General features: G+C 53.6%; 14 protein-coding genes. 6 read left to right on the forward strand and 8 right to left on the reverse strand.

The features are described from left to right. Positions 1-15 precede the first annotated feature (15 nt). Positions 16-1,164 (reverse strand): glutamine-hydrolyzing carbamoyl-phosphate synthase small subunit, encoded by a 1,149-nt coding sequence (gene carA / locus OLG56_RS18205; RefSeq protein ID WP_000597273.1) that lies wholly within the window; start codon positions 1,162-1,164, stop codon positions 16-18. Between the two features lie 750 nt (positions 1,165-1,914). Between carA and OLG56_RS18210 the strand changes: the two genes are divergently transcribed. Beyond that, positions 1,915-2,079 carry a hypothetical protein gene (locus OLG56_RS18210; protein ID WP_001527307.1) on the forward strand — a complete coding sequence of 55 codons (165 nt, stop codon included), beginning with the start codon at positions 1,915-1,917 and terminating at the stop codon, positions 2,077-2,079. 126 nt (positions 2,080-2,205) lie between these two features. On the opposite strand, the gene dapB is transcribed toward OLG56_RS18210, so the two are convergent. The 7 genes from dapB to citC all read right to left on the reverse strand — a co-directional run bounded on the left by dapB (position 2,206) and on the right by citC (position 8,407). Beyond that, positions 2,206-3,027, reverse strand: a complete 822-nt coding sequence (dapB, locus tag OLG56_RS18215; protein WP_023214108.1) for a 4-hydroxy-tetrahydrodipicolinate reductase — start codon at positions 3,025-3,027, stop codon at positions 2,206-2,208. Positions 3,028-3,206: 179 nt separating this feature from the next. Then, positions 3,207-4,115 carry a triphosphoribosyl-dephospho-CoA synthase CitG gene (gene citG, locus OLG56_RS18220; protein ID WP_001103245.1) on the reverse strand — a complete coding sequence of 303 codons (909 nt, stop codon included), beginning with the start codon at positions 4,113-4,115 and terminating at the stop codon, positions 3,207-3,209. Further along, complete coding sequence (gene citX, locus OLG56_RS18225; RefSeq protein WP_000679050.1) at positions 4,093-4,644, reverse strand: citrate lyase holo-[acyl-carrier protein] synthase; 552 nt, start codon at positions 4,642-4,644, stop codon at positions 4,093-4,095. Before citX ends, citG begins: the two co-directional genes overlap by 23 nt. Next, entirely contained in the window at positions 4,644-6,164 is a 1,521-nt protein-coding gene (gene citF / locus OLG56_RS18230; RefSeq protein WP_023137177.1) for a citrate lyase subunit alpha, read from the reverse strand. The genes citX and citF overlap by 1 nt, the downstream gene beginning before the upstream one ends. A gap of 10 nt (positions 6,165-6,174) precedes the next feature. Beyond that, positions 6,175-7,044, reverse strand: a complete 870-nt coding sequence (gene citE / locus OLG56_RS18235; protein ID WP_061377113.1) for a citrate (pro-3S)-lyase subunit beta — start codon at positions 7,042-7,044, stop codon at positions 6,175-6,177. After that, complete coding sequence (citD, locus tag OLG56_RS18240) at positions 7,041-7,334, reverse strand: citrate lyase acyl carrier protein (RefSeq protein WP_000691461.1); 294 nt, start codon at positions 7,332-7,334, stop codon at positions 7,041-7,043. The genes citE and citD overlap by 4 nt, the downstream gene beginning before the upstream one ends. Positions 7,335-7,363: 29 nt before the next feature. Then, complete coding sequence (gene citC, locus OLG56_RS18245) at positions 7,364-8,407, reverse strand: [citrate (pro-3S)-lyase] ligase (RefSeq protein ID WP_072156320.1); 1,044 nt, start codon at positions 8,405-8,407, stop codon at positions 7,364-7,366. A 244-nt stretch (positions 8,408-8,651) separates the two neighbouring features. Here citC and citS point away from each other — a divergent pair, with 244 nt between their 5' ends. The 5 genes from citS (at position 8,652) to citA (ending at position 15,249) form a co-directional block, all read left to right on the forward strand. Further along, positions 8,652-9,992 (forward strand): citrate/sodium symporter CitS, encoded by a 1,341-nt coding sequence (gene citS, locus OLG56_RS18250; RefSeq protein ID WP_000183606.1) that lies wholly within the window; start codon positions 8,652-8,654, stop codon positions 9,990-9,992. 158 nt (positions 9,993-10,150) lie between these two features. Then, positions 10,151-10,390: an oxaloacetate decarboxylase subunit gamma gene (locus OLG56_RS18255; protein ID WP_001001155.1), complete on the forward strand. Its 240-nt coding sequence runs from the start codon at positions 10,151-10,153 to the stop codon at positions 10,388-10,390. Positions 10,391-10,405: 15 nt separating this feature from the next. Then, on the forward strand, positions 10,406-12,181 hold the full coding sequence (gene oadA, locus OLG56_RS18260; protein WP_266027189.1) for a sodium-extruding oxaloacetate decarboxylase subunit alpha: 1,776 nt from the start codon (positions 10,406-10,408) through the stop codon (positions 12,179-12,181). A gap of 12 nt (positions 12,182-12,193) precedes the next feature. Further along, positions 12,194-13,495 carry an oxalacetate decarboxylase subunit beta gene (locus tag OLG56_RS18265; RefSeq protein ID WP_000444883.1) on the forward strand — a complete coding sequence of 434 codons (1,302 nt, stop codon included), beginning with the start codon at positions 12,194-12,196 and terminating at the stop codon, positions 13,493-13,495. Positions 13,496-13,629: 134 nt separating this feature from the next. Next, a complete protein-coding gene (gene citA, locus OLG56_RS18270; protein ID WP_001563099.1) occupies positions 13,630-15,249 on the forward strand; it encodes a citrate sensor histidine kinase CitA in 1,620 nt (539 codons plus the stop codon).

A 15,249-nucleotide genomic window follows, 5' to 3' on the forward strand; every position in this document is an offset into this window, starting at 1 on the left:
TCTTATTACTCCTGATTATTTCGCGGACTGACGGTATTGCTCAATAAGCTCGATAAAGTGGTCGAACAGCGGTGCAGCATCGTGCGGGCCGGGGCTGGCTTCCGGGTGGCCCTGGAAGCTGAACGCCGGTTTATCGGTACGGTGAATGCCCTGCAGGGTGCCGTCGAACAGCGACTTGTGGGTCACGCGCAGGTTGGCTGGCAGCGAGTCTTCATCCACCGCAAAGCCGTGGTTCTGCGCGGTAATCATCACCACGTTTCGGTCCATATCTTTTACCGGATGGTTGCCGCCGTGATGGCCGAACTTCATCTTAACGGTCTTCGCACCGCTCGCCAGCGCCAGCAGCTGATGGCCGAGGCAGATGCCAAATAGCGGAATGTCGGTCTGGAGGAATTTCTTAATCGCCTCGATGGCGTAGTCGCACGGCGCCGGGTCGCCAGGGCCGTTCGACAGGAAGATGCCGTCCGGGTTCATTTTCAGCACCTCTTCAGCAGAAGTCTGCGCTGGCACCACCGTCAGGCGGCAGCCGCGATCCACCAACATACGTAGAATGTTGCGCTTGGCGCCAAAATCGTAGGCCACCACGTGGAACGGCAGGTCATCCTCAGATTTCGCTTCCGGTAAACCGTCTTTCAGCGTCCAGCTACCCTGCGTCCAACGGTAGGTTTCCGCCGTGGTCACTTCTTTCGCCAGATCCATACCGTTAAGTCCAGGAAATGCTTTCGCTTTTTCCAGCGCCAGCTTCGCATCCGGGCTATCGCCTGCAATGATGCAGCCGTTCTGTGCGCCTTTCTCACGCAGCAGTCGGGTCAGCTTGCGGGTATCGATATCGGCAATCGCCACGATGTTATGGCGTTTCAGGTAAGAAGAGAGGTCTTCTGTGTTACGGAAGTTGCTGGCAATCAACGGCAGATCGCGAATCACTAAACCTTGCGCATGAACCTGAGAAGATTCTTCATCGGCTTCATTGGTGCCGACATTACCAATATGGGGATAAGTAAGAGTGACGATTTGGCGGGAATAGGAAGGATCAGTGAGGATTTCTTGATAACCGGTCATTGAAGTATTGAAAACGACTTCCCCAACCGCCGAACCCGTTGCCCCAATGGCCCGACCGTGAAACTGGGTTCCGTCTTCCAGAACCAATAGCGCTGACTTAATCAAAACACCCTCCAGAGAATATTCACTCACTTTATTTGCATATTAATTCATTCAGTCAGTATGAAGCAATGCAAATTTGCTTACCCGTGGATTTCTGGCAAACGGCGGCATTCTGAAGTTAAGCCGGATAAAAGTCAACTTAAAGAGGGTGTTTTTTATGTTATTTTGCACATTATAAGGAAGTTATCCTATTTAAGAGTCAAAAAGATCAACTAAGTGACGATAGAAAACGCTTGCGCTTCCTTGAGTTCGAAAAAAGCTGACTGGAACGATAAAAAGTGGACCAAATGGTCAAATTTCACATTAAAACAACAAAAAACAACGATAAAAATTAATTTAATAACCATTAATACAATTAAATGAATAAAAATTCAAAATAAATCAAATTAACGATAAAAATAATTTAAAAATCAAGCACTTGTTAAAATAAAAAACAAATAAAACACATCAAAAAATCAACAAAAAACAGCAAATTAAGATAATGTAATGAGAATCACAATCGCGATATAAAGGTCTAACTTCTTTTTCTTTAAGACTAACGCATACGATTGGACCACAACCAGCCTCACTACAGCATAAAAAAGCTAACCTATTGAAGAAAAAGAGATAAAACGCCCCCGTGGAACAGCGCTAACCCCACGATGGATATCAGTCTTATCAGTCTGGTCGAGGTGCATTTTGCATACGATAAGCCACTGCGGCTGAATATGACTAACATCAGTTCAGGCAGTAATTTTTTTCCCGTTGAACGTAATGACCCTTACCGATGCGCCTGAAGGGCCAATTAACCGCATTTATCGTAATGGCAATTACGTCACGCAAATGGATGCCGTTGGCCCGGATGTCTTTAAACTGACTATTCTTAACGCGAAAACAACGTCAGAACATGTCGTGGGCGAAGAAACTGTCGAAACATGAATGGCGAAAGGCGTTATTTATCTGACCGAATAACCGGGGGGCAAAAAACAAAAGGGCAATAATATATTGCCCTTTGTAATCAATTAATCTTGATTACCACAACCACATCACGAAGGTATTTAGTCGTTATAGTACATCCAGTCCCAGCACATCCCGCATGTCAAATAGCCCATTTTTCTTCGTTTTTAGCCATAATGCCGATCGCAACGCGCCATTTGCAAACGTCATGCGGCTGGAAGCTTTATGCGTAATCTCTACGCGCTCGCCAATATCGGCAAACATCGCGGTATGTTCGCCGACGATGTCGCCCGCCCGAACGGTTGCAAAGCCAATCGTTCCCGGTACGCGCTCGCCGGTATAACCTTCACGCGAGTAGACCGCGCAGTCCTTCAGATCTTTATCCAGCGCCCCGGCGATTGCCTCGCCCATTGCCAGCGCCGTACCCGACGGTGCATCCACTTTATGGCGGTGGTGCGCTTCAATAATTTCAATATCGCTATAGTCGCCCATTACCTTCGCGGCTTTCTCCAGCAACTTGAGCATGACGTTAACGCCGACGCTAAAGTTTGCGGCGAAAACGATCGCAATCTCTTGCGACGCCTCGCGAATGGCCTGTTTACCGGCGTCGTCAAAGCCGGTAGTACCAATCACCATCCCTTTACCATGTTTACGGCAAAACGCCAGATGCGCCAGTGTGCCTTCAGGACGGGTAAAATCGACCAGAACATCGAAATCATCTTTGACCGACGCCAGATCGCTTTGAATGATGACGCCCGTTTTCCCCACGCCTGCCAGTTCGCCAGCATCGCTGCCCAGCAAGGAAGAGCCTTCGCGCTCCAGCGCGGCACCCAGCTGAACATCTTCCATCGCCATGGCGGCCTGGATTAACTGCCGTCCCATGCGGCCACCGGCGCCGGCAATGGCGACGCGGATTTGTGCTTCATGCATAGCTATTCTCTTTTGTAAAAATTGCGTAAACCGTTTTCAGAGTAACCAGCGCGCCCGGAGGCCGCCATCTAAAATCGCCGATAATTAGAAATTAATGATAAACAGGGAGCGATATCAGTAAAAGACATGATTCATCCCGCAGGATGAATCATTGCTGGAGAGAATGAAAGAAGAGAAACTTACTCAGGATAGAGGGAACCGGCAGGAAAATGACTTAAAAACCAGGTCACTGCCAGTAAATCCGCGCTACCGCCAGGGCTTAAGTTACGCAGGATGAGTTCATCATCGAGGGACTGCATCGCTTCAATGCCCCCCTCAACCAATACGCCCCCTTGCCACAACAATTTTTGTGCCTGCTGCTGCACGTAGTAAAGCCCTTCCAGGCCTCCCCGTGACACCAGATTGGTATCATCATTCCACGCCATCAGATGCAACAATGTTTGCAGCAGGGCAAGATGGGTATCGTCATGCTCCTGCACGACCCGGTTAAACACCGGCAAAGCCTGCGTTCTGACGGTTCGAAAACCGCTTTCCGCTTCTCCCCGCGCGCCCGACAGGCCATAGCACTGGAAATGGGTTTCACTCTTTGTCAGTTTTCCCGCTTTTTTTGCTGAGAGCTCGTGGGCAACAATATTCCGACTCAGGCGGGCAACCTGGTCGCAGATACGATTTTGCTCCAACGGTTCTCCCCGCGCGAGAAGTCGGCCAATCGCTGCGCTCAGCAGGCCAAAAGCGAAAATCGCCCCGCGATGGGTATTCACACCATTGGTCGCCTGTAGCATATCGTTCTCACAGGCCATCCCCAGCGGACGCAGCATCACCAGGACATTTTCTGCCGCCACCGCCGCCGTGTTGTTGCCCATGATAAAAAACTTTTCCATCCATGGAGCAATGGCGGTAGTGCTACGTTCAAATGCCGCCAGATCCATATCCCTATGCGCTCCCGAATTACGAATATCGACCAGACCGGGTTTTGGTGTCAGCCTGGCTTCCGTCAGCAGCGCTCTTGCAACCAACCCATTAAGTTCGCCAGCCGCCAGCGATGAGTACGCTGGCGTACGCCGTTCAGTCACAACGCTCACGTTCATAGCATTCAATCCTTCGTGCAATTTCATCCAACAAAAGGTCAAGGGTGTGATGCTTGCCCCGGGCACAGAGATGAGCATCCTGCTGGCATATCAAACATGGCCGGGCAGGATGCCCGAGTTCACGGCGTGATAGCGACTTACCGTCGCTATCAATAATGTCGATGTCCCAAAGCCGCCCTAACGGATGGCTCATCTCTAGTGTCGACATGTGCTGTTTCAACGCCATTGCCGGCGCACAGACCGCTGCCATCCATTCCGGGCCGCTGCGTTCATTCACCTGCATTTCCCAGACGTTGACCCACTCCTTCTGTTCGCAAAGCGCCAGTATTTCGGCAATTGCATAATCGGCGACACGCCGCCAGACCGCTGAGTTTTTAACGGCGCCCGGTGCAACCAGCGTGAGGGAAATCAACGGTAGCCGATAGCAGTTCAACGCCTGACGCTGCCTGGCGGCACGTTTATCGCGCGCTTGTAGCATCTCCTCCAGCGTAACTGCCTGGCCCTGGTACAGCAGGTCTGTGCCCTTCATCAGCCTTTAACCTGGCGAATCACGTCAATCACTGAACCGTCGCGATAACGCACCACAGCCACCACCCGATCGGTAAACTCAATCGGCTGCGGTTTACCGGTCAGTTGCTCAGCGCGCTGTTGCAGTTGTTCGATGGTCATCAGCGCCACGCCCGCAGCACGCAGGTTATCAAGCAGATCCTGACGCGCAGGGTTCACTGCAATACCATGGTCGGTAACCAGCACATCAACACTTGCCCCAGGCGTGACGGTAGTCAGCACTTTTTCCACCACGCATGGGATTCGGCCACGGACCAGCGGTGCGGTAATAATGGTGAGATCGGCCCCTGCTGCCGTATCGCTATGGCCGCCCGATGCGCCACGCAGTACGCCGTTTGAACCGGTCATCACGTTAACGTTGAAATTCACGTCAATTTCCAGTGCGCTCAGCATCACCACATTCAGGCGTTCGCATGCCGCGCCTTTAGAGGCGGGGTTCGCGTATTGATTGGTTGAGATTTCAATATGATGTGGATTCTGCGCCAGCGAACGGGCTGCATCGCCATCGAATGATTGCGTATCCAGCAGCGCTTTGATCAACCCTTTCTCATGCAGATCCACCATGGTGCCGGTGATCCCGCCCAGGCCAAAACTCGCCGTAATGTTGTGGCGACGCATTTTGTCTTCCAGGAAACGGGTGACCGCCAGAGATGCGCCACCGGTGCCGGTTTGCAGCGAGAAACCGTCACAAAAATAGCCCGAGTGTTCGATCACATTGGCCGCCTGCCGGGCGATCAACAGTTCACGCGGGTTACTGGACAGACGAATCGCGCCCGCGGTAATTTTTTCCGGATCCCCTACCTCATCCACCTGCACGATCAAATCAACCTGATCCTGCGCGATACTGGCCGGATAATTGGGGAATTCGACCCACTCTTCAGTCAGGAGCACCACGCATTTAGCGTACTGCGCATCAACCTGCGCATACCCCAAAGAGCCGCAGCGTGACTTGCCGCTAAAACCGTTCGCATTACCAAATTCGTCGCAGCACGGCACGCCGAGGAAAGCGACATCAATATTCAGCTCACCGCTCTGAATCAGTTTTACGCGGCCACCGTGAGAGTGGATCTGTACCGGGTTTTCCATCAGGCCAGCGGAGATCTCTTCCCCTAACTTGCCGCGCAGCCCGGAGGTGTAAATCTGCCGCACCACGCCATTTTTAATGTGTTCGATAAGCGGCCAGTGGGCATCAATTAATGAGCTGGAGGCAAGCGTCAGATCGCGGAATCCCATTTCCGCCAGCTTCGCCATCACCATATTGACGACTTTGTCGCCACCACGAAACGCATGGTGGAAGGATATCGTCATGCCATTTTTAAGCCCGGAACGACGAATAGCCTCTTCAAGCGAGTCACAAATTTTACGCCGACGCTTTTCCGTTTCACAGGCAAGCCACGGGCTGTTCGCTGTTACCCCCTGGTAGGGCTGTAATCCTTCCGGTACGACATATTGCTGGTTGAGCATGGTTACAGTCTCTTTCATGGTTCCTTCCTTAATCACGAATACCGGAAGCCGACAGCGCCACCACTTTGCGCGCGTGGTCGATAATCGGGCCGTCAATCATTTTGCCGTTGAGTGAAACGACGCCCAGACCGCGAGACTCAGCCTCTTCAGCGGCGGCAATCACCTCATACGCATGCTCAACTTCTTTACGTGTCGGAGAATAAGCCTGATGTAACAGCTCAATCTGACGTGGATTCACTAAGGACTTACCGTTAAAACCAAGTCCTTTCGCCAACTGCACTTCCTTCAGGAAGCCTTCTTCATTATTGATATCCGACCAAACAACATCATAGGCGGCAATACCCGCAACACGCGCCGCGTGCAGCACTGCGCAGCGGGCGTAGAACAGCTCGGAGCCATCGCCCCGGCTGGTGCCCATATCCATCACGTAATCAAATGCCGCCAGCGCAATTGCCACCAGACGTGGTGTAGAGGTGGCGATGTCGACGGCATTGACCACGCCTTTCGCTGATTCGATCGCCGCCATCAGCCTGGTACTGCCGACCTCGCGTCCGCATTCACGTTCGATCCGTTCGACCTGCGCTTCCAGCTCCAGCACATCGTTTTTGCTGTCGGTTTTCGGCAGACGCACAATATCCGCGCCACCACGCACGACGGCCTCAAGATCGGCCAGACCGAATGGCGTGTTCAGTGGATTAATGCGCACCACTTTTTCAACATCCTGATAGAACGGATGTTGAAGCGCGTGATGAACCAAAAGACGGGCGGTATCTTTCTCACGTAACGCTACGGCGTCTTCTAAGTCGAACATCACCGCGTCCGCACCATAGACAAACGAGGTGCTCAACATGGCCGCATTTGCGCCGGGGATAAACAACATACTGCGACGTGGTCTCATAACGCACTCCATTGAATTTCCGTTTGTTCTGCAGCGCGTAACGCCGCCGCCTGCACTCGGGCGCGTAAAATACACTCCAGTGCGCCTTTGTCATCGACGCTAACCAGCGCGCGTTCAACGCCCAGCTTCGCCAGCGTTTCGCGAACCACCTGCTCAATCGCCGCGCCAAACTGCTGCTTCACCAGACTCTCTAGCTCCAGCCGAATTCCTGGCTCGCTGGATGGACCTATCCTGATCATCACATCGCTGGATTCCAGCGTGCCTGCCAGGGCATCTTTAATGATTTTCATTAGTTATGTTCCTTGTTAACGGTGTTACGTCATATGGTTTCAGTGTGTCTGGCGGCATGCCGCTGCAGATATGCCAGGGTGCCAGCAGGCACCAGCGCGCTTATCGCCGGCCAATTACGTTCGCTATACAGTTTTCTGACGCGAGAGGCGGAAATAGCCGTGCCGTTTTTCTCCACCCGCGCCAGCTCGACGACCTCAATAACCGGGCCGCTGCGCTTCGGATCGTGTAAAATGTCGTGCATTCGCTGGTTATAGGCACAGGTCAGAGGACAAAACGGTTCACTGCCGACAAAACGATGGGTAATCCCCAGCGCTGGAGCCAGATGTTCACGGAAGAGTTGCAGATCGATCTGGCAATGGCAGTCGTCCACAACCCCTTTTTCTTTGAGGAAATAGCCGGGAAACGTCGCACGCGAGATCATATAAGCGGAGCCGGAATGCAACGTGACGTTGTCAATACCCGCGATTCCTTGTTCGATCAGCGCCCAACGGTCGGTATAGGAAAAAAATGAAGCATCTTCTTTGACCACAAACAGATGCAGCCAGTCACAGGCCGCAGCCGCTTGCTCCACCAGATAACGGTGGCCCAAGGTAAACGGATTGGCGTTCATGACGATGGCGCCGATCGTTTTTCCCGGTTGACGATAAAGCGCCAGTTGGCGACAAAAGCGCGCTAACCGTTCACTACTGTTCTCCATTAACACCGCCAACTCACCTGCCTGCGCAATGGGCCAAAACCCCGCGCCAGAAAACAGCAACCGATTTTGCGGCTTAGTGAACAGGAAAAGCTCGCTGCGGTTTAACTCGTAGGCCAATGTAAGCAACTCAGTCAGCAGTTTGAGGCTGAGCCCTTCCCCTTGTAAAACTGGGGAAACAGCGATGCATTTCAGTACGTTCCCGGCCAGCGAGCCGCATCCAACTATCTCACCCTGCCAATATGCGCATACCGCGATTTCACAATCGTCTTCCAGGGCGAGTCCCTCGCCCTTCAGAAACATGGCGACCGACTCGCGACGCAATACATCCTTTTGCAAATAAATGCGTTTAAATATCAGATTCACTCTATTCAGCATCCGTCAGCAAATAACGCCGCATATTTCGCCAGTGTTTATATTATTCGTCTGGAATAGACATCACACTTTCCCCGCTGCCTTTATGACCTTTATAGTTTTTATTTCCTTAATTAATCAGAGTTAATAAAAACAATTAAATTAATTAAAAACACAACCATTCAGTGAAGATAGTCACATCTCACGGTTCATTGAATTTATTAGTATGCGCAGGTCTTGTTACCCATCAATACACAGGAAAATGTTTATGACCAACATGACCCAGGCTTCGGCTACGGAGAGAAAGGGGGCTAGCGATTTACTCAGATTCAAAATCTTTGGTATGCCGCTACCGCTTTATGCTTTTGCATTAATTACTTTATTACTTTCTCATTTTTATAATGCTATACCTACTGACTTAGTCGGTGGTTTTGCCCTTATGTTTGTGATGGGGGCCATTTTTGGTGAAATCGGCAAACGTTTACCGATCTTCAATAAATATATTGGCGGCGCACCGGTTATGATATTTCTGGTTGCAGCTTATTTTGTCTATGCTGGCATATTTACGCAGAAAGAAATTGATGCGATCAGCAACGTAATGGATAAAAGCAACTTCCTTAACCTGTTTATCGCGGTGTTGATCACAGGCGCTATCCTGTCGGTAAACCGTAAGCTGCTATTAAAATCACTGCTGGGCTATATCCCAACCATCCTCGCCGGGATCGTCGGCGCGTCCCTTTTTGGCATCGTCATTGGTCTGTGCTTCGGTATCCCGATCGACCGTATCATGATGCTGTACGTTCTGCCGATTATGGGCGGTGGTAACGGCGCAGGCGCCGTGCCTTTGTCTGAAATTTATCACTCGGTTACCGGACGTTCTCGCGAAGAGTACTACTCAACGGCTATTGCTATTCTGACCATTGCGAATATCTTCGCCATTATTTTCGCCGCCCTCCTCGATATGATTGGCAAAAAATACACCTGGCTTAGCGGTGAAGGCGAGTTGGTTCGTAAGGCTTCCTTCAAAACCGAAGATGATGAAAAGGCCGGTCAGATTACCCATCGTGAAACGGCGGTTGGCATGGTGCTATCCACCACCTGCTTCCTGCTGGCCTATGTTGTTGCCAAGAAAATTCTGCCAAGCATCGGCGGCGTCTCTATTCACTACTTCGCCTGGATGGTTCTGATTGTTGCTGCGCTGAACGCATCAGGTCTTTGCTCACCGGAGATTAAAGCCGGGGCAAAACGTCTTTCTGACTTCTTCTCCAAACAACTGCTGTGGGTGTTGATGGTAGGTGTGGGTGTTTGCTACACCGATCTGCAAGAGATCATCGACGCCCTGACGTTCGCCAACGTCGTTATCGCCGCGATCATTGTGGTCGGCGCTGTCGTTGGCGCAGCTATCGGGGGCTGGTTGATTGGCTTCTACCCGATTGAATCATCCATTACTGCGGGTCTTTGTATGGCCAACCGCGGCGGCTCCGGCGATCTGGAAGTGCTCTCCGCCTGTAACCGTATGAACCTCATTTCATATGCACAAATTTCCTCTCGTCTGGGCGGCGGTATTGTGCTGGTTATCGCTAGCATCGTGTTCAGCATGATGGTGTAAAAAAACGCACGGCGGTGTCTTTGCCGCAAACGACCTGGAGAAAAGTAGAGGCCAAAGCCAGAGGTGGCCAAGGGAAATCCACTCTACTCCTTAGCCGGATTCACCAGGAAGGTTGTCGTCAAGGCCACCGTCGTGCCTCTCATTATGGAAAATGATTCATGAATGAAGCTGTACTACTGGGTGAAGGTTTCACCCTGATGTTTTTAGGGATGGGGTTCGTACTGAGCTTTCTGTTCCTGCTCATCTTTGCTATTCGCGGCATGTCTGCCGTGATTACTCGCTTCTTCCCGGAACCCGTCGCCGCGCCCGCACCGCGCGCCGTTCCCGTCGTGGACGACTTCACCCGCTTAAAGCCGGTGATTGCCGCCGCCATTCACCATCACCGCCTTAACGCTTAATTCCCGGAGGGATCCATGACTATTGCCATTACCGATGTCGTCCTGCGCGACGCCCACCAGTCCCTGTTCGCCACCCGTCTGCGTCTTGATGATATGCTGCCCATTGCCGCCGCGCTCGATGACGTGGGCTACGGCTCCCTCGAATGCTGGGGCGGCGCCACCTTTGACGCCTGCATTCGCTTTCTCGGCGAAGACCCGTGGCTGCGCCTGCGCGAACTCAAAAAAGCCATGCCCAAAACCCCGCTGCAGATGCTGCTGCGTGGCCAGAACCTGCTCGGCTACCGCCACTACGCCGATGACGTGGTGGAGCGTTTTGTCGAACGCGCGGTGAAAAACGGCATGGACGTGTTCCGCGTGTTTGATGCCATGAACGACCCGCGCAATATGAAAGCCGCCCTGCAGGCGGTGCGCAGCCACGGCGCACACGCCCAGGGCACGCTCTCTTACACCACCAGCCCGGCGCACACCCTGCAGACCTGGCTGGATTTAACGGAGCAACTGCTGGAAACCGGCGTTGACTCGATTGCCATCAAGGATATGTCCGGCATCCTGACGCCGATGGCCGCCTTTGAGCTGGTCAGTGAAATCAAAAAACGTTTTGAGGTGCGCCTGCACCTGCACTGTCACGCCACCACCGGGATGGCGGAGATGGCGCTGCTGAAGGCCATCGAGGCGGGCGTTGACGGCGTCGACACGGCGATTTCCTCCATGAGCGCCACCTACGGCCACCCGGCCACCGAGGCGCTGGTGGCGACGTTGGCAGGTACTGAGCACGACACCGGGCTGGATATCCTGAAACTGGAAAACATCGCCGCGTACTTCCGCGAGGTGCGCAAGAAATACCACGCCTTTGAAGGCCAGCTGAAGGGCTACGACAGCCGCATTCTGGTGGCGCAGGTGCCGGGCGGAATGCTGACCAACCTCGAAAGCCAGCTGAAGCAGCAGAACGCGGCGGACAAACTCGACCAGGTGCTGGCGGAAATCCCCCGCGTGCGCGAGGACCTCGGTTTTATCCCGCTGGTGACCCCCACCTCGCAGATTGTCGGCACCCAGGCGGTGCTCAACGTCCTGACCGGCGAGCGCTACAAAACCATCGCCAAAGAAACGGCCGGCATTCTGAAAGGCGAATACGGGCACACCCCGGTGCCGGTGAACGCGGTACTGCAGGCGCGGGTGCTGGAAGGGGGCGCTCCGGTGACCTGCCGTCCGGCGGATTTACTCAAACCGGAGCTGGCTGAACTGGAAGCGGACGTCAGGCGCCAGGCGCAGGAGAAGGGCATTCAGCTTGCGGGAAACGCCATTGACGACGTCCTCACCGTGGCGCTGTTCCCGCAACCCGGCCTCAAATTCCTTGAGAACCGCCACAATCCGGCGGCGTTTGAGCCACTGCCGCAGGCGGAAGCCGCGCAGCCGGTGGCAAAAGCAGAGAAGCCTGCCGCCTCCGGTATCTACACCGTGGAAGTGGAAGGCAAAGCCTTTGTGGTGAAGGTCAGCGACGGCGGCGATATCAGCCAGCTGACCGCGGCCAGTCCTGCGCCGGTTCAGGCCGCTGCGCCTGCCGCCGCTCCGGCGGGCGCAGGCACCCCGGTCACCGCGCCGCTGGCGGGCAACATCTGGAAGGTGATTGCCACCGAGGGCCAGACGGTGGCCGAAGGCGATGTGCTGCTGATTCTGGAGGCCATGAAGATGGAAACCGAAATCCGCGCCGCGCAGGCCGGGACGGTACGCGGTATTGCGGTGAAGTCCGGGGACGCGGTTTCCGTGGGCGACACCCTGATGACGCTGGCGTAACGGAGAACTGAAATGGAAAGTCTGAACGCCCTGCTTCAGGGCATGGGGCTGATGCACCTTGGCGCGGGCCAGGCCATCATGCTGCTGGTCAGCCTGCTGTTGCTGTGGCTGGCGATAGCGAAAAAGTTCGAACCGTTACTGCTGCTGCCGATTGGCTTCGGCGGCCTGCTCTCCAACATCCCGGAAGCGGGCATGGCGCTGACCGCGCTGGAGAGCCTGCTGGCGCATCACGACGCCGGGCAGCTGGCGGTGATTGCCGCGAAGCTTAACTGCGCGCCGGACGTGCACGCCATTAAAGAGGCATTAGCGCTGGCGCTGCCGTCAGTGCAGAGTCAGATGGAAAATCTGGCGGTGGACATGGGCTACACGCCGGGGGTACTGGCGCTGTTCTATAAAGTGGCGATTGGCTCCGGCGTCGCGCCGCTGGTCATCTTTATGGGCGTGGGGGCGATGACCGACTTCGGCCCGCTGCTGGCCAACCCGCGCACCCTGCTGCTCGGCGCGGCGGCGCAGTTCGGTATCTTCGCCACCGTGCTCGGGGCGCTGACGCTGAACTACTTCGGCCTGATTTCCTTCACCCTGCCGCAGGCGGCGGCCATCGGCATTATCGGCGGCGCGGACGGCCCGACGGCGATTTATCTGTCGGGCAAGCTGGCGCCGGAGCTGCTGGGGGCCATCGCGGTGGCGGCGTACTCGTATATGGCGCTGGTGCCGTTAATCCAGCCGCCGATTATGAAGGCGCTGACCACGGAGACGGAGCGGAAAATCCGCATGGTGCAGCTGCGCACCGTCAGCAAGCGGGAAAAAATCCTCTTCCCGGTGGTGTTGCTCATGCTGGTGGCCCTGCTGCTGCCGGACGCCGCGCCGCTGCTGGGGATGTTCTGCTTTGGCAATCTGATGCGCGAAAGCGGCGTGGTGGAGCGTCTGAGCGACACGGTGCAGAACGGTCTGATTAATATCGTCACCATTTTCCTGGGGCTTTCCGTTGGCGCCAAGCTGGTGGCGGACAAGTTCCTGCAGCCGCAGACGCTGGGCATTCTGCTGCTGGGGGTGATTGCCTTTGGTATCGGGACGGCGGCCGGGGTACTGATGGCGAAGCTGCTGAACCTGTGCAGTAAGAACAAAATCAACCCGCTTATCGGTTCGGCGGGGGTGTCGGCGGTGCCGATGGCGGCCCGCGTATCGAACAAGGTGGGGCTGGAATCGGACCCGCAGAACTTCCTGCTGATGCATGCGATGGGGCCGAACGTGGCCGGGGTGATTGGCTCGGCGATAGCTGCCGGGGTGATGCTCAAGTACGTGCTGGCGATGTAATAGTGGATGGGATACGCATGTCGTATCCCATTTTCATCCAAATTTTTTCTGAAAGAAAAGTAAGTATGAACTGGTTCAGGTTCCGGTGATGCCGAATGCAAGAAAATACCGTAATTAAATATCTAAATACCAATATGTTTATACGGGAAATTACACACTGGTTTGCCAGACGCTCGTTTCAAAACCGGATATTTCTACTGATCCTGTTTACATCCACCATCGTGATGCTGGCAATCACCTGGTATCTGACCGATATCACGAAAGAGCGCCTGCATTATCAGGTGGGCCAACGTGCGCTTATTCAGGCAATGCAAATATCCGCTATGCCAGAATTAGTTGAAGCCGTAGAGGCGCATGATTTGCCACGCATCAAAGCGCTGATTGACCCAATGCGCTCGTTTTCGGACGCGACTTACATTACCGTTGGCAACGAAAAAGGTCAGCGACTGTATCACGTCAACCCGAATGAGATCGGCAAATATATGGAGGGCGGCGATAGCGACGACGCGCTGTATAACGCTAAAAGCTACGTATCGGTGCGTAAAGGTTCATTAGGCTCTTCCTTACGTGGTAAATCCCCGATTCAGGACAGTACCGGTAAAGTCATCGGTATTGTTTCCGTTGGCTATACTCTGGAACAGTTGGAGAGCTGGCTTAACTTACAAATCAGCTCGTTGCTGTTCCCGATGGCGATACTGTTGCTGGTGCTGTTGTACTGCGCCCGCCGCTTCTCGCTGCATATTAAAAAGCAGATGCTTAACATGGAGCCGCAGCAGCTTTCACAACTATTAATTCAGCAAAGCGTGTTATTTGAGTCGGTATTTGAAGGGTTGATCGCCATTGACTCCCATCACCGTATTACCGCCATTAACCAAACGGCTCGCCGCTTACTGAATCTGAGCCAACCGGAGTCTGAACTCATTGGCTATGCAATCCACCATATCGTGTTGCCGGAGGCTTTTTTTTACGATGCGCCGCAAAAAAACAAAAAAGATGAGATCGTCACCTTTAACCAAATGAAAGTCATCGCCAGTCGCATGGCGGTCATTATTGACAACCAGCCTCAGGGCTGGGTTATTAGCTTTCGCAACAAAGACGATATCAATACACTCAGCCTGCAGTTAAGTCAGGTGCGGCAATACGCCGATAACCTGCGCGCCGTGCAGCATGAGCATCGCAACCTTATTTCCACCATTGCCGGACTGCTGTTCCTGAAGCGCTACGATAATGCGCTGGCGCTGATTCAGCAGCAGTCGGAAAGCCACCAGAAAGTACTCGATTTTATTTCCCATAATTTCCGCGACCACCACCTTGCGGGGCTATTAATCGGTAAATATTATCGGGCAAAAGAGCTGGGGCTGGAGCTGATTTTCGATCCTTCAAGCTTTGTTGAACACCTGCCGTCATCGCTCTCGCATAATGAATGGATTTCGATTGTTGGCAATTTATTGGACAACGCCTATAACGCCACCCTGCTCAATCGCGAAGGCTCGCGACAGATTGAGTGCCTGATCAACAGCGAAGGTAATGAAGTCATTATTGAAGTTGCCGATCAGGGATGTGGTATTGACGAAAATATCCGCCAGCATATTTTCGAGCGTGGAGTGACCACCCACAACAACGGCGATCACGGAATTGGATTATGGTTGGTGCACAGCTACGTCAAGCAGGCCAATGGTGACATTATCGTCGATAACAATAATCCTTTTGGCACCATTTTTACCCTCTATATCCCTTTTACCAGAGAAGAATAA

The organism is Salmonella sp. 2018103 (assembly GCF_026247685.1).
GTDB lineage: Bacteria > Pseudomonadota > Gammaproteobacteria > Enterobacterales > Enterobacteriaceae > Salmonella > Salmonella enterica.

Coding starts and splice junctions, on each gene's coding strand:
- OLG56_RS18210 (WP_001527307.1), top strand. CDS start 1,915: ATGACCCTTACCGATGCGCCTGAAGGGCCAATTAACCGCATTTATCGT.
- citD (WP_000691461.1), bottom strand. CDS start 7,334: ATGAAAATCATTAAAGATGCCCTGGCAGGCACGCTGGAATCCAGCGAT.
- dapB (WP_023214108.1), bottom strand. CDS start 3,027: ATGCATGAAGCACAAATCCGCGTCGCCATTGCCGGCGCCGGTGGCCGC.
- citF (WP_023137177.1), bottom strand. CDS start 6,164: ATGAAAGAGACTGTAACCATGCTCAACCAGCAATATGTCGTACCGGAA.
- citC (WP_072156320.1), bottom strand. CDS start 8,407: ATGCTGAATAGAGTGAATCTGATATTTAAACGCATTTATTTGCAAAAG.
- OLG56_RS18255 (WP_001001155.1), top strand. CDS start 10,151: ATGAATGAAGCTGTACTACTGGGTGAAGGTTTCACCCTGATGTTTTTA.
- OLG56_RS18265 (WP_000444883.1), top strand. CDS start 12,194: ATGGAAAGTCTGAACGCCCTGCTTCAGGGCATGGGGCTGATGCACCTT.
- citX (WP_000679050.1), bottom strand. CDS start 4,644: ATGAAGGGCACAGACCTGCTGTACCAGGGCCAGGCAGTTACGCTGGAG.
- citE (WP_061377113.1), bottom strand. CDS start 7,044: ATGAGACCACGTCGCAGTATGTTGTTTATCCCCGGCGCAAATGCGGCC.
- oadA (WP_266027189.1), top strand. CDS start 10,406: ATGACTATTGCCATTACCGATGTCGTCCTGCGCGACGCCCACCAGTCC.
- citG (WP_001103245.1), bottom strand. CDS start 4,115: ATGAACGTGAGCGTTGTGACTGAACGGCGTACGCCAGCGTACTCATCG.
- citA (WP_001563099.1), top strand. CDS start 13,630: ATGTTTATACGGGAAATTACACACTGGTTTGCCAGACGCTCGTTTCAA.
- citS (WP_000183606.1), top strand. CDS start 8,652: ATGACCAACATGACCCAGGCTTCGGCTACGGAGAGAAAGGGGGCTAGC.